Origin of the sequence: Ollibium composti, from assembly GCF_004801285.1 — a bacterium.
Classification (GTDB): Bacteria; Pseudomonadota; Alphaproteobacteria; order Rhizobiales; family Rhizobiaceae; genus Mesorhizobium; species Mesorhizobium composti.
Map to the genome: position 1 here is coordinate 221,762 of NZ_SSNY01000007.1, position 15,200 is coordinate 236,961.

Below are 15,200 nucleotides of genomic sequence, written 5' to 3' on the forward strand. Positions count from 1 at the left end.
TCCATGCGGGGCCGCCGCTGCGGCGCCGAGCGCGGGCCTCAGTCCTTGCCGGTCACCTTGCGGCGGCGGGGCTTTCCCGATGCCTTGGCGCCGGCCTTCGCCGCGGGTGCCGCCTTTTCGGGCGGTGTCGCGGCGGGCTCGACCGTGCTGTGGCCCATCTCGTGCAGGGCGATGGCCTTCTCGCACTTGCCGATATAGTCGCGCGTCATCGGCAGCACGTCGTTGCGGCGGGTGAGCTGGATCTGGAAATTCACCAGGTCCTGCCAGCGGAACGAGGCCTCGGAGCCGGCGAGATAGAACTCCCACATGCGGCAGAAGCGTTCGTCGTAGATCGCCTTCACCTGCTCGCGCTTCGCCATGAAGCGCTCGCGCCAGGCCTTCAGCGTCTCGGCATAGTGGAGCCTGAGTATCTCGACGTCCGTCACCATCAGGCCCGAGCGCTCGATATGCGGCATCACTTCCGACAGCGCGGGAATGTAGCCGCCGGGGAAGATGTGCTTGCGGATGAAGGCGTTGGTCGTGGTCGGCGGCCCGACCCGGCCGATCGTGTGCAGCAGCATCACGCCGTCGGGCTTGAGCAACTGGGCGCACTTGTCGAAGTAGGTCTTGTAGTGGTTGACGCCGACATGCTCGAACATGCCGACCGAGACGATGCGGTCGAAACGCTCGGTCAGGTCGCGATAATCGCGCAGTTCGAAATGCACGCTGCTTTCGAGACCTTCAGCATGGGCGCGGTCGGTCGAAACCTGGTGCTGTTCGGTGGACAGCGTGACGCCGAGCACGTCGGTCTCGAAGGTGCGGGCGATGTAGAGCCCGAGCCCGCCCCAGCCGGAACCGATATCGAGCACCGTCTGGCCCGGCTTGATCTTCAGCTTGGCGGCGATGTGGCGCTTCTTGGCGAGTTGCGCCTCTTCCAGCGTCATGTCGGGACGCTCGTAATAGGCGCAGGAGTACTGCATATCGTCGTCGAGGAACAGTTTGTAGAGCTCGCCCGACAGGTCGTAGTGGCGCTCGACATTGCGCTTCGAGCGCCGTTCGGTGTTCCACTGCTGCAGCGGCCGCGCCTTGAGGCGCATCGTATTGAGCAGCTTCCCCCAGCCCGAATCGATCCAGGAAATGCCGATGTTGCGATAGATCAGGTGCAGGAAGGACAGCACGTCGCCTTCGGCGAAATCGATCTGCTGTTCCATGTACATCTCCGGCAGCGCCAGCGAGGGATGCAGCATGATCGCCCGCTCTGCCTGATGCGTATGGATGACGAGATGGACCTTCTCACCGTCGCCGTCGCCGAAGTGCCGGGTGGTGCCGCTCGGGCCGGTGATCGAAAGGTTGCCGATGCGCACGGTGCGCTCGACGATACGTTGCAAAAACAGGTTCATGACCGCGCCCTCGCGAGAAAAGGCAATGTGACAGCCCCGCTGCCACAATCCTGCCTCAAAACCTCAGGGCTTGAAAAGTTCCATGATCACAAAAAAACCGGGCACGAAGGCCCGGTTCTTGGTCCAGATGTTCACATGTGAACAGAAGGGAATGGGGGAATAGGGGAGTATGGGAATAGGGAATACATATTCCCCTATCGCCCTATTCCCTTATCCCCTACGGCCTTATTCCTCTTCGCCGCCCTCGAACTCGGCGTTCGGGTCGAAGAAGTTCTCCGGCCGGGCGGCGTCGTTGATGTCGTCGCCGTAGATGGCTTCGGCGGTGGTCAGCGTTTCGCCCTGCGCCTGGCGCTCGGCCTCGTCGGCGGAACGGGCGATGTTGAGCGTCACCGTCACCTCGACCTCCGGATGCAGCGCGATCGCCACGTTGGTCAGGCCGATGGTCTTGATCGGGTGGTTCAGCTCGACCTGGTTGCGGGCGACGCTGAAGCCGTCGGCGGTCAGGATGTCGGCGATGTCGCGGGTCGAAACCGAACCGTAGAGCTGGCCGGTCTCGCCGGCCGAGCGCACGATGATGAAGCTCTTGCCGTCGAGCTGGTCGGCGACAGTCTGGGCCTCGCTCTTGCGCTCCAGGTTGCGGGCCTCAAGCTGCGCGCGCTGGCCTTCGAACTTCTTCTTGTTGGCTTCGTTGGCGCGCAGCGCCTTGCCCTTCGGCAGCAGGAAGTTGCGGGCGAAGCCGTCCTTGACCTTGACGGTCTCACCCATCTGGCCGAGGCGGGAAATGCGTTCGAGAAGAATGACTTCCATGATCTTGTCCTTTCAGAACCGCAAGCGGTTGAATCAGAATCTCAAGGACAGGAAGCTGAAGCGGCGGTTTCGCCGGGGTCGCTGTCCTGCCCGTTCGGGCAGTTAGGGACGGCAAACCGTCCCAACTCGGATTTTCATGCGCCTGACCGGGCCGAACCCGGAAAGGAGAGCGGGCGGCGAACCGCCCGCGTCGTTATTTAGCGAACCACGTAGGGCAGCAGGCCGAGGAAGCGGGCGCGCTTGATCGCCTGGGCGAGTTCACGCTGCTTCTTCTGGCTGACGGCGGTGATGCGCGAGGGCACGATCTTGCCGCGTTCGGAAATGTAGCGCTGCAGCAGACGCACGTCCTTGTAGTCGATGCGCGGCGCGTTGGCGCCGGAGAACGGGCAGGTCTTGCGGCGGCGATGGAACGGACGCCGGGTCGGGATCTGGTTGATGTCGACCATTATTCTGCGCTCCCTTCAAAGCTGCGCGCCGGACGCGGACCACGGTCGCCGCGATCACCGCCACGGTCGCCCCCGCGGTCGCCTCTGTCACGGTCGCCGAACGAGCGCGGACCGCGATCGCCGAAACCGCGGTCGCCTCGATCCGAGCGCTCCTCGCGCTTCTGCATCATCGCCGAAACGCCGTCCTCGTGCTTGTCGACCTTGATGCTCATGAAGCGCAGCACGTCTTCGGAGATGCCCTGCTGACGCTCCAGCTCGGCAAGCGCCGCCGGCGGGCAGGTCAGGTCCATCAGCGTGTAGTAGGCCTTCCGGTTCTTCTTGATCCGGTAGGTGAGGGACTTCAGTCCCCAGTTCTCGACCCGGCCGACCGAGCCGCCGCCAGCGGTGACGATGCCCTTGAAACGTTCAACGAGCTCATCGACCTGCTGCTGCGACAGATCCTGCCGGGCAAGGAACACATGTTCGTAAAGAGCCATAGTTCTTTTGCCTTTCTTCGTTTCTCTCCCGGTTCCCGGCGGCTAAAGCCTCTGCAACTTCTCTGATCCTTCGAGGGCCTGTGGCCGCCTCAGGAGAAGAAAGGAGCATGACGAGACGGTCGAGAGCGGAGACACGGGAGGCGGAAGCCTTGTGGCTCCACGACGAAAGCTTTGTTTTCAGGGAAAACGGCCCTCGGCCCTCCGTTCAGCCCCCAGTCGGGACCGGCAGATTGCGGCTGCGTATACAGGATTTTGGCCGCAACGCAAGCCTGCGGATCAAGTCTTGCGCTTGCGCAGCGCCAGCCGCCCGATCGCCAGCACCATATAGGCGCCGAAGAACAGCGCCAGCGACCAGCCGAAACCGGAAGGCCCGGCGATGTCCATGCCGATGCCGATGGCCTGCGGGCCGAGCACCATGCCGACCCCGTAGCACAGCACGAAGGCGGCGTTGGCCGAGGCGAGCTCGTGGCCCGAAAGCTGCGAGCCTAGATGGGCGAGCCCCACCGTGTACATCGCCGCGACGACGCCGCCCCAGACGAACAGCAGCGTCGCCATCAGGTGCCAGTTCTGCGCGAACAGCGGCATGAAGACGGTGCCGACGAGGCCGACGAAGGCGCACAGGAGCAGGAGGTAGCGGCGGTCGCCGACCCTGTCGGAGATCATGCCGATGGGAATCTGCAGCAGCACATTGCCGAGGCCGATCATGGTCAAAAGCAGTGCCGCGTCCGCTTCCGAATAGCCGATGCGGTTGCCGTAGACGGGAAACAGCGCGAAGCCGCCCGTTTCAACGGCGCCGAAGACAAGCACGGCCGCCGTCGCCGTGGGCACCAGCCAGATATAATGCAGGAAACCGCTGGTTTCCTCGCCTTCGGCGCGGATCGGCGGGCTCTCGTTGCGGGCGGCCAGAACCGGCACGGCCGCCACCGCCACCAGCGCCACCGTCACGCCGAAGGGCAGGAAGCCGGTGCTGCCGAGATGGGCGAACAGCCACGGGCCCGCGGCGAAGCCAAGCGAAAGCACGGTGGCGTAGACGCCGAGCACCAGCCCGCGCCGCGACGGCGGTGCCGAGGTGCTGATCCAGAACTCGGACAGGATGAAGAGGATGGTCAGCGACACATGCAGGAGCACGCGCAGCGGAAACCACATCCAGAACGCCGGCGCGAAATGGAAGCCGACGAAGGCGACCGCCCCGGCCGCGATCATGAGAAGCATGGCCCAGGCGACACCTATGCGCGAGGCGAGCGGCGTCGCCAGCGGCGCGCCGGCGATCGAGGCGATGCCGGCCACGGCCGTGTTGAGCCCGATCATCGAGGCCGAATGGCCGCGCGATTCCAGGATGACGGACAGAAGCGGCATGCCGAGCCCGATGGCGATGCCCACCACGCTGATCGAGGAGATGGCCGCGATGATCGACAGCCAGCGCACGCGTTCTGCGTCCTGAGGCTCGGTTGCGACCGTCATGAAAGACCCTGATGCTGAACTGACTGACTAGAGAACTTCGCGGATGAACCGCTTGCCGATCATCCGGTAGAACGGCACCTCGCCGCCGCCGGGCTTGAGCAGCGGATCGAAGGCGAGCCGCCGCTCCAGTTCTTCCAGGATCGTGCGGGTGATCGCCGGAATATCGGCCTGCCGGGCCTCCGCGAGCGGCAGCCAGACGAGTTCCTCCAATTCGTTCGTCGGCCCGCCCTGAGGCAATTCCACCGCGACGTCGCTGCGCCATGCGGCGAGGAAGCGGGTGTCGAAGCGGCGCACCCGGCCGGGCGGCGTGATCGCACGGGCGATGAAGCGCATCGCTTCCAGCGAAGGAGCGACGCCATGCTCGGCAAAACCCTGCCAGTCGCGCTTCGCGGTGCTGAACGGAGCCCGCCGGCCGATGAGCAGGCCGGCTTCCTCATAGGTTTCGCGGATGGCGGACAGCGCGATGGCCCGCGCCCGCGCCGCGCCCACTTTTCCGGCGCGCGCCGTCAGCCGCGCCTCTTCTTCGGGGGGCAGCGGCGTCGCCGCCGGGATTCGGCTGTCGGCCGGGTCGGTGCGGCCGCCGGGAAACACGAATTTCCCCGGCATGAAGGCGTGGCGCATGTGGCGCCGCCCCATCAGCACGCGGGCCGCGCTGCCTTCGCCGTCGAGCAGGATCAGGGTGGCGGCATCGCGCGGCCGCTTGGGACCCGCGCCCAATGCGATGCGTTCGACCGCGTCCACTTCCGCCTTGCTCATTCCGTGCATGCGTTCGACCTAGCCGAAAGTCGCCGGCCGGGAAAGGGGCGAATGCCTGCGGGCCATTGCACCAATGGCCACCTACAGCTCCGGATGCGTTTCGAACTCGTCTTTTTCGCCGCCGAAGCCGTGCATGTAGCAGGCCCATTGCAGGCCCACGACCGCGCCCTTGACCGGTTGCAGCAGCGCCAGCGAAAGCAGCACCGTCAACGGCGCCCAGACGGCGAGATGCTGCCACATCGCCCAATTGGAGGTCATCTCGACCGCCATGAAGCCGCCGAGCACGACATGGCCGACGATGACGATGACCAGATAGGCCGGCAGGTCGTCGGCGCGGTGGTGGGAGATGTCCTCGCCGCACACGGCGCACTTGTCGACCGTCTTGACGAAGGCGCGGAACAGCTTGCCCTCGCCGCAATGCGGGCAGCGGCCGAAAAAGCCGCGCTTCATCGCCTCCCAGATCGGCCGGGCCGGCCGTCCGGAATGGTTCTCGCCGCCGAAAACCTGCGCTTCCATGCCTGCGTTCGTTGCCATCGTTATCGTCTCCTGCCGCGCGAGCGCCCTTGTGAAGCCCGGGCGCGGCCCTTTGCCTTGTGGAACGACCGCCGCGAGCCGGGCAGGGGCTTGGGCTCCGTCAGCATCTCGAAGCGCATCGCGCCGGCCATCGGCGCCACTTCCACGAGACGGACCTCGACACGGTCCGCAAGCTGGTAGCCTTTCCCGCTGCGTTCGCCGAACAGCGATCGCGCTGTTTCATCGTAGATATAGTAGTCGCCACCCAGGGATGACACCGGAATAAAGCCATCCGCGCCGAACTGCGGCAATGTGACAAACAGCCCGGCCTTGGTGACGCCGGAGATGCGGGCGTCGAAGCGCTCGTCGACGCGCTCGGCGAGATACGCGGCGATCAGCCGGTCAACCGTCTCGCGCTCCGCCGCCATGGCGCGGCGTTCCGTCGCCGAAATCAGCACCGCCGTTTCCTCCAGCCGCGCTTCCTCCTCGCGCGTCAATCCGCCGGCGCCGAGGCCGAGGGAGGCGATCAGCGCGCGATGCACGATCAGGTCGGCATAGCGGCGGATGGGCGAGGTGAAATGCGCGTAGCGGCGCAGGTTCAGGCCGAAATGGCCGATATTGGCCGGCGAGTATTCGGCCTGGCTTTGCGAGCGCAGCACCACTTCATTGACCAGCGCCTCGTTGTCGGCGCCGCGTACCCGCTCCAATATGCTGTTGAACTGGGCCGGCCGCATCTGCGCGCCGCGCGCCAGCGACAGGCTCAGCGTCTGCAGGAATTCGCGCAGCGATTCCTGCTTGGCCAGCGACGGCGCGTCGTGGATGCGATAGATCAGCGCCTGCTTCCTGCCCTCCAGTGTCTCGGCCGCCGCGACATTGGCCTGGATCATGAATTCTTCGATCAGCTTGTGGGCGTCGAGCCGTTCCGGCACCACCACGCGGTCGACGGTGCCGTCTTCCTTGAGCAGGATTTTCCGTTCCGGCAGGTCGAGTTCCAGCGGCTGGCGCGCGTCGCGGCCGCGCTTCAGCACGGCGTAGGCGTCCCACAGTGGCTTCAGCACCGTGTCTAGGATCGGCCCGGTCTTGTCGTCGAGCACGCCGTCGATGGCCGCCTGCGCCTGGGGGTAGGCGAGCTTGGCGGCCGACTTCATCATGACGCGATGGAAGGAATGGCGGATTTTGCGGCCTTCCGCAGAAAACGTCATGCGCACGGCGATTGCCGGCTTGTCCTCGCCCTCGCGCAGAGAGCACAGGTTGTTCGAGATGCGCTCCGGCAGCATCGGCACGACGCGGTCGGGAAAATAGACCGAATTGCCGCGCTTCAGCGCCTCGCGGTCGAGTGGCGTGCCGGGCCGCACATAAGCGGCGACGTCGGCGATGGCGACCGTCACCACCACACCGCCGACGTTGTTCTCGTCGGTGTCGGGCACGGCGAACACCGCGTCGTCATGGTCCTTGGCGTCGGCCGGATCGATGGTGACCAGCGGCAGGTCGCGCCAGTCTTCGCGCTTCTCCAGCGTGACCGGCTTCAGCGCCTCTGCTTCCGCCAGCACATCCGGCGGGAATAGATGCGGGATGTCGTGGGCGTGGATGGCGATCATCGAGACCGCCTTCTCGCTGGTCAGCGAACCCAGCACCGAAAGCACCTTGGCCTTCGGCAAGCCGTAGCGCCCGGCCTTCGACGGCTCGACCTCGACGAGGTCGCCGTTCTTCGCGCCGTTCTGGAATTCCTTGTCGACGATCAGTTCGGGTTGCCGGCGCTCCACCGGCTCGATGCGGAACGTGCCGTCCTTCAGAACGCGGAAGATGCCGAGTACGGCTTCCGAGCGCTTCTCGAACAGCTTCATCACCCGCCCCGTATAGGCCGGCCCGCTCTCGTCGTCGGTCGGGAAGGTTTTGGCCAGCACGCGGTCGCCGATGCCGGGGGCAGGGCCGCCATTGCCGCGCGACGAGCGCAGCGCGACCGTCGGCGGCTGATCGCCCTGATAGTCGATCGGCCGCGCCAGAAGGCCGCCTTCGCCGTCGCGGCCGAAGATTTCGAGCACGGTGACGTGCGGCAGCGCGCCGGGGCGGATGTGGCGCTTCCGGCTCTTTTCCAAAAGCCCCTCGTCGGCGAGGTCGCGCAGCATGTCCTTCAACCAGATGCGATCGTCGCCGCGCAACGCGAACGCCTTGGCGATCTCGCGCTTGCCGGAGCGGTCCGGGTTTTCCGCGATGTAGCGCAGGACCTCGTCGCGCGAGGGGCGGTAGGCGTCCTTGCCGCGACGGGTATCGGTAGCGCGCGGATCGCCGTGGTGCCGTCCGGAGATCCTGCGTGCCAAGCCGCTACTCCTTCTTCTTTTTGGCGGCGGGCTTCTTCGCCGCCGCCTTGCGCGCCGGCTTCTTGCCGCCGCTCTTGGCGGCCCTCTCGGCGATCAGCGCAAGCGCTTCCTCGACCGTCACCGACTGCGGGTCCTTGCCCTTGGGCAGCGTCGCGTTGACCTTTTCCCAGTTGACATAGGGGCCGTATTTGCCGTCGCGCACGGTGATCTTGCCGCCGTCGGGATGCTCGCCGAGCTCCTTCAGCGCCGCCGGCGTGCCGCCGTTGCGGCCGCCCTTGCCCTTGGCCTGCTTCTCGGCGATCACCGAGACGGCACGGTTCAAGCCGATGGAGAACACGTCCTCGATCGATTCGACATTGGCGTAGGTGCCGTCGTGCAGAACGAACGGCCCGTAGCGGCCGAGCCCGGCCGAGATCATTTTGCCGGTTTCGGGATGCTTGCCGACGTCGCGCGGCAGCGACAGCAGCGCCAGCGCCTTCTCGTGGTCGATGGAATCGGCCGTCCAGCCCTTCGGCAGGCTGGAGCGCTTGGCTTCCTTGCCTTCGCCGCGCTGCACATAGGGGCCGAAGCGGCCGGAACGCAGCGTGATCTCCTCGGCGGTGTAGGGGTCCTTGCCGAGCACCTTGGCGCCGTCGACCGCGCCGCCGTTCTCGCCGTTGCCGTTGGCCTCGCCGCCGAGCTGGCGGGTGTAGCCGCATTCGGGATAGTTCGAGCAGCCGACGAAGGCGCCGTACTTGCCGAGCTTGAGGGACAGGTTGCCGGTCCCGCATTTCGGGCATATGCGCGGATCGGAACCGTCTTCGCGGGCGGGGAACACCAGCGGCGCCAGTTCCTCGTTCAGCGCGTCGAGCACGTCGGTGACGCGCAATTCCTTGGTCTCGTCGACATGCGCCGAAAAGTCCTTCCAGAAGTCGCGCAGCACGTCCTTCCAGGCGAGCTTGCCGTCGGAAATCTCGTCCAGCTTCTCTTCCAACGAGGCAGTGAAATCGTATTCGACATATTTGTCGAAGAAGTTCTCGAGGAAGGCTGTGACCAGCCTGCCCTTGGCTTCGGGGATCAGCCGGCGCTTGTCGATCACGACATATTCGCGGTCTTCCAGCGTCTTCAGCGTCGCCGCGTAGGTGGAGGGACGGCCGATGCCGAGTTCCTCCAGCTTCTTGATCAGCGAGGCTTCGGAATAGCGCGGCGGCGGCTCGGTCGTGTGCTGCGTGGCATTGACGGCCTCGCGGTCGAGTGCCTCGCCCTGGCGGATTTCCGGCAGGCGGCGGTTTTCCTCGTCTTCCGAATCCTCGTCCTTCTGGTCGGTATAGGCGGCGATGAAGCCGTCGAAACGGACGACCGAGCCGACGGCGCGCAGGCCAGCGGTGCGGGAGCCGTTGACGGCCTCGATCTCGACCGTCGTGCGCTCGATCTCGGCAGCGTTCATCTGGCTGGCGATGGCGCGCTTCCAGATCAGCTCATAGAGCCGCGCCTGGTCTGCATCGAGATATTGGCGCACGGAAGCCGGCGTGCGGAAGAAGTCGGTCGGGCGGATCGCCTCGTGCGCTTCCTGCGCGTTCTTGGCCTTGGTGGTGTAGTGGCGCGGTTTCTCCGGCAGGTACTTGTCGCCGAATTCCTTGCCGATCGCGGCACGGGCCGCCTCGATCGCCTCCGGCGCCATCTGCACGCCGTCGGTACGCATATAGGTGATGAGGCCGGCCGTTTCGCCGCCGATGTCCATGCCCTCGTAAAGGCGCTGCGCCACCTGCATGGTGCGGTTGGCCGAGAAGCCGAGCCGCGAGGAGGCGGCCTGCTGCAAGGTGGACGTGGTGAAGGGCGGCGCCGGGTTGCGCCTGGTCGGCTTGGCTTCCACCGACAGCGCGCGGAAGGAAGCGCCCTCCAGCATCGCCTTGATGCCGTCGGCCTGGTCCTTGTTCTTGATGTCGAGCTTCTGGAGCTTCTTGCCCTCATAGGCCGTCAGCCGCGCCTCGAACGTGTCCTTGCGCGGCGTGCCGAGGATGGCGGCGATGTTCCAGTATTCCTCGCGGACGAAGCGCTCGATCTCCGATTCGCGGTCGCAGACGAGGCGCAGCGCCACCGACTGCACGCGGCCGGCCGAGCGGGCGCCGGGCAGCTTGCGCCACAGGACCGGCGACAGCGTGAAGCCGACCAGATAGTCGAGCGCGCGCCGCGCCAGATAGGCGTCGACCAGCGGCGCGTCGATCTCGCGCGGGTTGGCCATGGCGTCGAGCACGGAATTCTTGGTGATGGCGTTGAAGACGACGCGGCTGACCTTCTTGTCCTTCAGCGCGCGCTTCTGCTTCAGCACTTCCAGCACATGCCAGGAAATCGCCTCGCCCTCGCGGTCCGGGTCGGTTGCGAGGATCAGCCCGTCGGCGTCCTTCACCGCCTTGGCGATGTCGGCCAGCCGCTTGCCCGAGGCCGTGTCCACCGACCAGGACATGGCGAAATCCTCGTCGGGCTTGACCGAGCCGTCCTTGGCCGGCAGGTCGCGGACATGGCCGAAGGAGGCCAGAACCTTGTAGTTGCGGCCGAGATATTTGTTGATTGTCTTCGCCTTTGCGGGCGATTCGACGACGACGACGTCCATGGATGCTCTTGGTGCAGGCGCTGCGGCAGGTGACGAGCCGCGGGCGAATTGTCATTCGGATCGCCCGTCAAATGGCCGTGCTTTTCGATCCGGTCAAGAGCCAGGGCGAAAATGGCCTCGTCCTCGCTATACAACCATTGCGCGATTATCATTAAAGTTTGCAATTTTAGATAATGGGAATAGATTGTCCCTGCCTTGGCGAAAGCGCTTCCGATTTGGCCAGGGCGACGACGCAGACGGCAGGCGAGGACGTCCGAAATGCGGCAGATCTATACCAGAAGGCGGACCGAGACGCTCGACTACATGCAGTCCATGCTCGGCCAGTTGCGCACCATGGCGGAAGCCGAACGCTGCGACATGCTCGCCTACCTGATCGAGATGGCCTATCTCGAGGCCTCCGACATCATCCGCGGCGAGCGCCCGGCGCGCGTCCAGCAAGGCGGGCGGCGGGGAGTGGCCTGACGATGGCACCCTCCGCCGCGCTGGGGCGAGCCGGCAGCTAATCCTTATGGGCGAATTGATGGATCGCGGGCTTGAGCCCATGATACGGGCTTCGGCGGTCCCTGCGCTGCCTTGCCCGGCCAGCCTCACCGGCATGTGAGCGGCCGGGCATCATCTTGAGGCGGATCAATCGGCCTTGGCGATGTGCCAGACGTCGCCGACGCCGTCTCCTGTCGTGTCGCCGGCCTTCTTGTCCTTGATGAACGTATAGAGCGGGTGGCCCTCATAGGCCCACATGGCCGTGCCGTCGGTGCGCTTGACCACGGTCCATTCGCCTTCGTCCTTGGCGTCGGCCTCGGCTTTCAGCGGCGGCCAGTTGGTCGCGCATTTGTCGTAGCAGTTGGACTTGCCGGCCTCGTCCTTGTCGTAGGTGTAGAGCGTCATGCCGTTGGCGTCGGTGTAGATCTTGGCGCCGTTGACCTCGGCTTCCTTCCAGGCGTCGGCGGCTTGGGAAGCGGCTGTGCCGGCCAGCAACATGGCGAAGCCAAATGCGATCGCTTTCATCGAAAATCTCCCTGTCTGGACAACCGCGAGGATCGCGGCCCACGCAGGGTAAACGTCGCGGGCGCGATGTTTCGTCCCTGACGGGATATTCGGCGGCGGATATGGTCGCCCGGCCGCGAATTTCGGGTGCGACTGGCCTGTTTGCCCTGCCGTCGATTGGACCAGGCGTCGCGGCGCTTGCCGCCATGTTGCGGCTCTGGTTCTGTCTGCGGATGCAACACTCCTTGTCGATCTTCCGTGGTCCGCTTTTCATGATCCTGTCGACAGGGTCGTACATCATCAACGACACGCTGATGAAACTCGCCACCGAGGGGCTTCCGCCCTATGAGGTGCTGTTCCTGCGCGGCGCGGCGGCGACGCTCTGGGGCATTCCGATGTTGTTCGTTCTCGGGTACGGCAGGCAGCTTCCGCTCCTTGTCGAGAAGCGCGTGCTGGCCAGGAACCTGTTCGAAACGGCGGCGATCCTCGCCTATGTCGTGGCGCTGGCCAACATGCAGATCGCCGACTCCACCGCGCTCGGCCAGGTCACGCCGTTGCTCGTCCTGCTCGGTGCTTCCCTGCTGTTCGGCGAACGCATCGGTGGCCTGCGCATGGCGCTGATCGGCGTCGGCTTCGCGGGCGCGCTGATGATCGCGCAGCCGACCATGCAGGGAATTTCCGTCTACGCCCTGCTGGCACTCGCCAATGCCGCGCTTTCGGCCGCGCGCGACCTGACCGGGCGTCGCGTCGCCGCCGAGATACCCGGCATGATCGTGGCGATTTCCGCCGTGCTCGTCGTCCTCGTCGGCGCCGGCTTCGCCCATCTGGCCACCGAGCGCTGGATCATGCCGTCCGCCCATCATCTGTTGCTGATGGCGGGCGCGGGGTTCTTCCTGATCTTCGGCCACTTCTTCATCTTCATGGCCTATCGCGTCGGGCCTACCGGCGTGGTCGCGCCATTCTATTATTGTTTCACCGTCTGGGCGGTGATCTCGGGCCTGCTGGTATTCGGCCAGTTTCCGAACGCGCTCGCCGTCGTCGGCATCCTGCTGGTCGTCGCCAGCGGGCTGACGATCGTGCTCCTTGACGGGCGCAGGCGGCGACTGGCGATCGTCGCCTGAAGCGTGCCGCGACGTTGCGGCGCGGGCACGGGATGGTGATTGGCGTGCCGTAGTGACTGCGGCTATATCGCGGTCGCGAAACTGGAGCGGCACAATGGCATTGGATATCGGCTACGTCAGCGCCGTCGGGGCGGGAGCGCTGTCGTTCCTGTCGCCTTGCGTGCTGCCGCTGGTGCCGCCCTATCTCTGCTACATGGCCGGCGTGTCGGTGGACGATTTCCGCGGCGACGCAGGCGTGGCGGCAAGGTCCGGCGCGCGCGGCGCGCTGCTCGCCGCTTCCGTCGCCTTCGTGCTCGGCTTCTCCACGGTGTTCGTCGCGCTCGGCGCCGGCGCATCGACCATCGGCCATTTCCTCAGGGTCTGGCAGGAACAGTTGGCGTTTGCCGCCGGTATCCTCATCATCGTCATGGGCCTGAATTTCCTCGGCATCCTGAAGATCCCGCTTTTGTCGCGCGAGGCGCGCTTCCAGAGCGAGGGCAAGCCGGCGAGCGCGGTAGCGGCCTATCTGATGGGCCTCGCCTTCGCCTTCGGCTGGACGCCATGCATTGGCCCGGTGCTGGGGCCGATCCTGACGCTGGCCGGCGGGCGCGAGACGGTGGGCGAGGGGGCGGCACTCCTTGCCGCCTATTCGCTCGGCCTCGGCATTCCCTTCCTCGTCGCGGCCCTGTTTTCAGGCGCCTTCATGCGCTTCCTGCAAAAATTCCGGGTCCATCTCGGCCGCGTCGAGAAAGTGATCGGCGGCCTGCTGGTCGTGGCCGGCGTTTTCTTCCTCACCGGCGGCGTGCAGAGCCTGTCCTATTGGTTGCTGGAGAATTTCCCGGTCCTCGGCCAACTCGGATAGTTGCGGTTGCTCACCCGAATTTAACCGCATTGGTGGACAAACAAGCCAATGCTATTGAGCTTTGCGATTCCCACCGTCCCGGAACCGGTCCAACTTCATGAATAGTCGTTCGTGCCTGTCCATTGTTCTTGCCGCAGGCGAGGGCACCCGCATGAAAAGCGCGCTGCCCAAGGTGCTGCACAAGGTAGCCGGCCTGCCGATGGTGGCGCATGTGGTCAGGGCGGCGGAAGCCGCGGGCGCCGGCGAACTGGCGCTGGTGATCGGCCACGGCGCCGACGAGGTGCGTAAGGCGGCGGAAAAATTCGCGCCGGCGGCGAAGCTGTTCGTGCAGGAAAAGCGCCTCGGCACCGCCGACGCCGCGCTCGCCGCGCGCGAGGACATCGCGGCCGGCTACGACGATGTCCTGGTGATGTTCGGCGACACGCCGCTGATCGACGCGGGCGCGCTGGTCGCGGCGCGCGAAAAGCTGGCCGAAGGCGCAGCCGTCGTCGTGCTCGGCTTCCGTGCCGACGAGCCGACCGGCTACGGCCGCCTGATCGAGAAGGACGGCAAGCTGCTCGCCATCCGCGAGGAGAAGGACTGTTCCGAGGAGGAGCGCCGCATCACCTTCTGCAACAGCGGCCTGATGGCGATTGCAGGCGCCCATGCGCTGGCGCTGCTCGACGCGGTCGGCAACGACAACGCCAAGGGCGAATATTACCTCACCGACATCGTCGAGATCGCCGGCGGCCAGGGGCTTTCGGTCGTCGCCACCGAAGCGAGCTTCGAGAATGCGCTGGGCATCAACAACCGCGTCCAGCTCGCCGAGGCCGAGGCGATCTGGCAGAAGCGCCGCCGCGAGGCGGCCATGCTGTCGGGCGTTACCCTGATCGCGCCGGAAACGGTGTTTTTCTCCTTCGATACCGAGATCGGCCCGGACACCGTCGTCGAGCCGAATGTCTTCTTCGGCCCGGGCGTCACCGTCGGAGCGGGCGCGAAAATCCATGCCTACAGCCATTTCGAGGGCGCGAACATCGGCCCCGGCTGCGACATCGGCCCCTTCGCGCGCCTGCGTCCGGGAGCGGCCCTGAAGGCCAGGGCCAAGGCCGGCAATTTCGTGGAGATCAAGAACGCCACGGTGGAGGAAGGCGCCAAGGTCAACCACCTGACCTATATCGGCGATGCGCGCATCGGCGCCGGCGCCAATATCGGGGCGGGCACCATCACCTGCAATTACGACGGCTATTCCAAGTTCTTCACCGACATCGGCGAAGGCGCCTTCGTCGGCTCGAACTCCTCCCTGGTGGCGCCGGTCTCTATCGGCACGGGCGCCTATATCGCTTCGGGAAGCGTCATCACCGAGTCCGTTCCGGATGACGCGCTGGCGTTCGGCCGCGCCCGCCAGAAGACGCTGCCCGGCAAGGCGAAGGAACTGCGCGCGCGCCGCGCGGCGGCCAAGAAGGCATGAAGGCGCCGGCTGGACTTGGGCTCAGGCCTGCCATAGTGAGGCCGCAGACGCGGCGTCTTGC

General features: G+C 65.7%; 14 protein-coding genes. 4 read left to right on the forward strand and 10 right to left on the reverse strand.

What is annotated here, in order from left to right:
* Window positions 1-38: 38 nt before the first annotated feature.
* From E6C48_RS13790 to topA, 9 genes are all read right to left on the reverse strand, one after another.
* Window positions 39-1,379, reverse strand: a complete 1,341-nt coding sequence (locus E6C48_RS13790) for an SAM-dependent methyltransferase (protein ID WP_136358123.1) — start codon at window positions 1,377-1,379, stop codon at window positions 39-41.
* Window positions 1,380-1,604: 225 nt separating this feature from the next.
* Window positions 1,605-2,186 carry a 50S ribosomal protein L9 gene (rplI, locus tag E6C48_RS13795; RefSeq protein WP_136358125.1) on the reverse strand — a complete coding sequence of 194 codons (582 nt, stop codon included), beginning with the start codon at window positions 2,184-2,186 and terminating at the stop codon, window positions 1,605-1,607.
* Between the two features lie 197 nt (window positions 2,187-2,383).
* Window positions 2,384-2,632 (reverse strand): 30S ribosomal protein S18, encoded by a 249-nt coding sequence (gene rpsR, locus E6C48_RS13800; RefSeq protein ID WP_056108312.1) that lies wholly within the window; start codon window positions 2,630-2,632, stop codon window positions 2,384-2,386.
* Window positions 2,632-3,108: a 30S ribosomal protein S6 gene (gene rpsF, locus E6C48_RS13805; RefSeq protein ID WP_136358127.1), complete on the reverse strand. Its 477-nt coding sequence runs from the start codon at window positions 3,106-3,108 to the stop codon at window positions 2,632-2,634. Before rpsF ends, rpsR begins: the two co-directional genes overlap by 1 nt.
* 276 nt (window positions 3,109-3,384) lie before the next feature.
* Window positions 3,385-4,569, reverse strand: coding sequence for an MFS transporter (locus E6C48_RS13810; RefSeq protein ID WP_136358129.1), 1,185 nt, complete (start codon window positions 4,567-4,569; stop codon window positions 3,385-3,387).
* Window positions 4,570-4,596: 27 nt separating this feature from the next.
* Window positions 4,597-5,334 carry an NUDIX hydrolase gene (locus E6C48_RS13815; protein ID WP_136358131.1) on the reverse strand — a complete coding sequence of 246 codons (738 nt, stop codon included), beginning with the start codon at window positions 5,332-5,334 and terminating at the stop codon, window positions 4,597-4,599.
* 72 nt (window positions 5,335-5,406) lie between these two features.
* A complete protein-coding gene (locus E6C48_RS13820; protein WP_136358133.1) occupies window positions 5,407-5,859 on the reverse strand; it encodes a DUF983 domain-containing protein in 453 nt (150 codons plus the stop codon).
* Between the two features lie 2 nt (window positions 5,860-5,861).
* Window positions 5,862-8,156, reverse strand: coding sequence for a ribonuclease R (rnr, locus tag E6C48_RS13825; RefSeq protein WP_136358135.1), 2,295 nt, complete (start codon window positions 8,154-8,156; stop codon window positions 5,862-5,864).
* Between the two features lie 4 nt (window positions 8,157-8,160).
* The gene (gene topA / locus E6C48_RS13830; protein ID WP_136358138.1) at window positions 8,161-10,746 is read right to left on the reverse strand and encodes a type I DNA topoisomerase; all 2,586 of its coding nucleotides are present in this window, start codon (window positions 10,744-10,746) and stop codon (window positions 8,161-8,163) included.
* 258 nt (window positions 10,747-11,004) lie between these two features.
* Between topA and E6C48_RS13835 the strand changes: the two genes are divergently transcribed.
* Window positions 11,005-11,208, forward strand: coding sequence for a hypothetical protein (locus E6C48_RS13835; protein WP_136358140.1), 204 nt, complete (start codon window positions 11,005-11,007; stop codon window positions 11,206-11,208).
* A 165-nt stretch (window positions 11,209-11,373) separates the two neighbouring features.
* Here E6C48_RS13835 and E6C48_RS13840 read toward each other — a convergent pair whose 3' ends face one another.
* On the reverse strand, window positions 11,374-11,751 hold the full coding sequence (locus E6C48_RS13840) for a COG4315 family predicted lipoprotein (RefSeq protein WP_136358142.1): 378 nt from the start codon (window positions 11,749-11,751) through the stop codon (window positions 11,374-11,376).
* Between the two features lie 251 nt (window positions 11,752-12,002).
* On the opposite strand from E6C48_RS13840, the gene E6C48_RS13845 reads away from it, so the two are divergent.
* The 3 genes from E6C48_RS13845 to glmU all read left to right on the forward strand — a co-directional run bounded on the left by E6C48_RS13845 (window position 12,003) and on the right by glmU (window position 15,139).
* Window positions 12,003-12,851 (forward strand): DMT family transporter, encoded by an 849-nt coding sequence (locus tag E6C48_RS13845; RefSeq protein WP_230978761.1) that lies wholly within the window; start codon window positions 12,003-12,005, stop codon window positions 12,849-12,851.
* Window positions 12,852-12,945: 94 nt separating this feature from the next.
* Window positions 12,946-13,692: a cytochrome c biogenesis CcdA family protein gene (locus E6C48_RS13850; RefSeq protein ID WP_136358146.1), complete on the forward strand. Its 747-nt coding sequence runs from the start codon at window positions 12,946-12,948 to the stop codon at window positions 13,690-13,692.
* Between the two features lie 97 nt (window positions 13,693-13,789).
* Window positions 13,790-15,139 carry a bifunctional UDP-N-acetylglucosamine diphosphorylase/glucosamine-1-phosphate N-acetyltransferase GlmU gene (glmU, locus tag E6C48_RS13855; protein ID WP_136358147.1) on the forward strand — a complete coding sequence of 450 codons (1,350 nt, stop codon included), beginning with the start codon at window positions 13,790-13,792 and terminating at the stop codon, window positions 15,137-15,139.
* The last annotated feature ends 61 nt before the right edge of the window (window positions 15,140-15,200 follow it).

What these genes read in the sequence shown, in the direction of transcription:
- rpsF (WP_136358127.1), bottom strand. Translation starts at nt 3,108, where the DNA reads ATGGCTCTTTACGAACATGTGTTCCTTGCCCGGCAGGATCTGTCGCAG.
- E6C48_RS13790 (WP_136358123.1), bottom strand. Translation starts at nt 1,379, where the DNA reads ATGAACCTGTTTTTGCAACGTATCGTCGAGCGCACCGTGCGCATCGGC.
- E6C48_RS13835 (WP_136358140.1), top strand. Translation starts at nt 11,005, where the DNA reads ATGCGGCAGATCTATACCAGAAGGCGGACCGAGACGCTCGACTACATG.
- E6C48_RS13840 (WP_136358142.1), bottom strand. Translation starts at nt 11,751, where the DNA reads ATGAAAGCGATCGCATTTGGCTTCGCCATGTTGCTGGCCGGCACAGCC.
- E6C48_RS13820 (WP_136358133.1), bottom strand. Translation starts at nt 5,859, where the DNA reads ATGGCAACGAACGCAGGCATGGAAGCGCAGGTTTTCGGCGGCGAGAAC.
- E6C48_RS13815 (WP_136358131.1), bottom strand. Translation starts at nt 5,334, where the DNA reads ATGCACGGAATGAGCAAGGCGGAAGTGGACGCGGTCGAACGCATCGCA.
- rplI (WP_136358125.1), bottom strand. Translation starts at nt 2,186, where the DNA reads ATGGAAGTCATTCTTCTCGAACGCATTTCCCGCCTCGGCCAGATGGGT.
- topA (WP_136358138.1), bottom strand. Translation starts at nt 10,746, where the DNA reads ATGGACGTCGTCGTCGTCGAATCGCCCGCAAAGGCGAAGACAATCAAC.
- E6C48_RS13850 (WP_136358146.1), top strand. Translation starts at nt 12,946, where the DNA reads ATGGCATTGGATATCGGCTACGTCAGCGCCGTCGGGGCGGGAGCGCTG.
- rpsR (WP_056108312.1), bottom strand. Translation starts at nt 2,632, where the DNA reads ATGGTCGACATCAACCAGATCCCGACCCGGCGTCCGTTCCATCGCCGC.
- glmU (WP_136358147.1), top strand. Translation starts at nt 13,790, where the DNA reads ATGAATAGTCGTTCGTGCCTGTCCATTGTTCTTGCCGCAGGCGAGGGC.
- E6C48_RS13810 (WP_136358129.1), bottom strand. Translation starts at nt 4,569, where the DNA reads ATGACGGTCGCAACCGAGCCTCAGGACGCAGAACGCGTGCGCTGGCTG.
- E6C48_RS13845 (WP_230978761.1), top strand. Translation starts at nt 12,003, where the DNA reads ATGATCCTGTCGACAGGGTCGTACATCATCAACGACACGCTGATGAAA.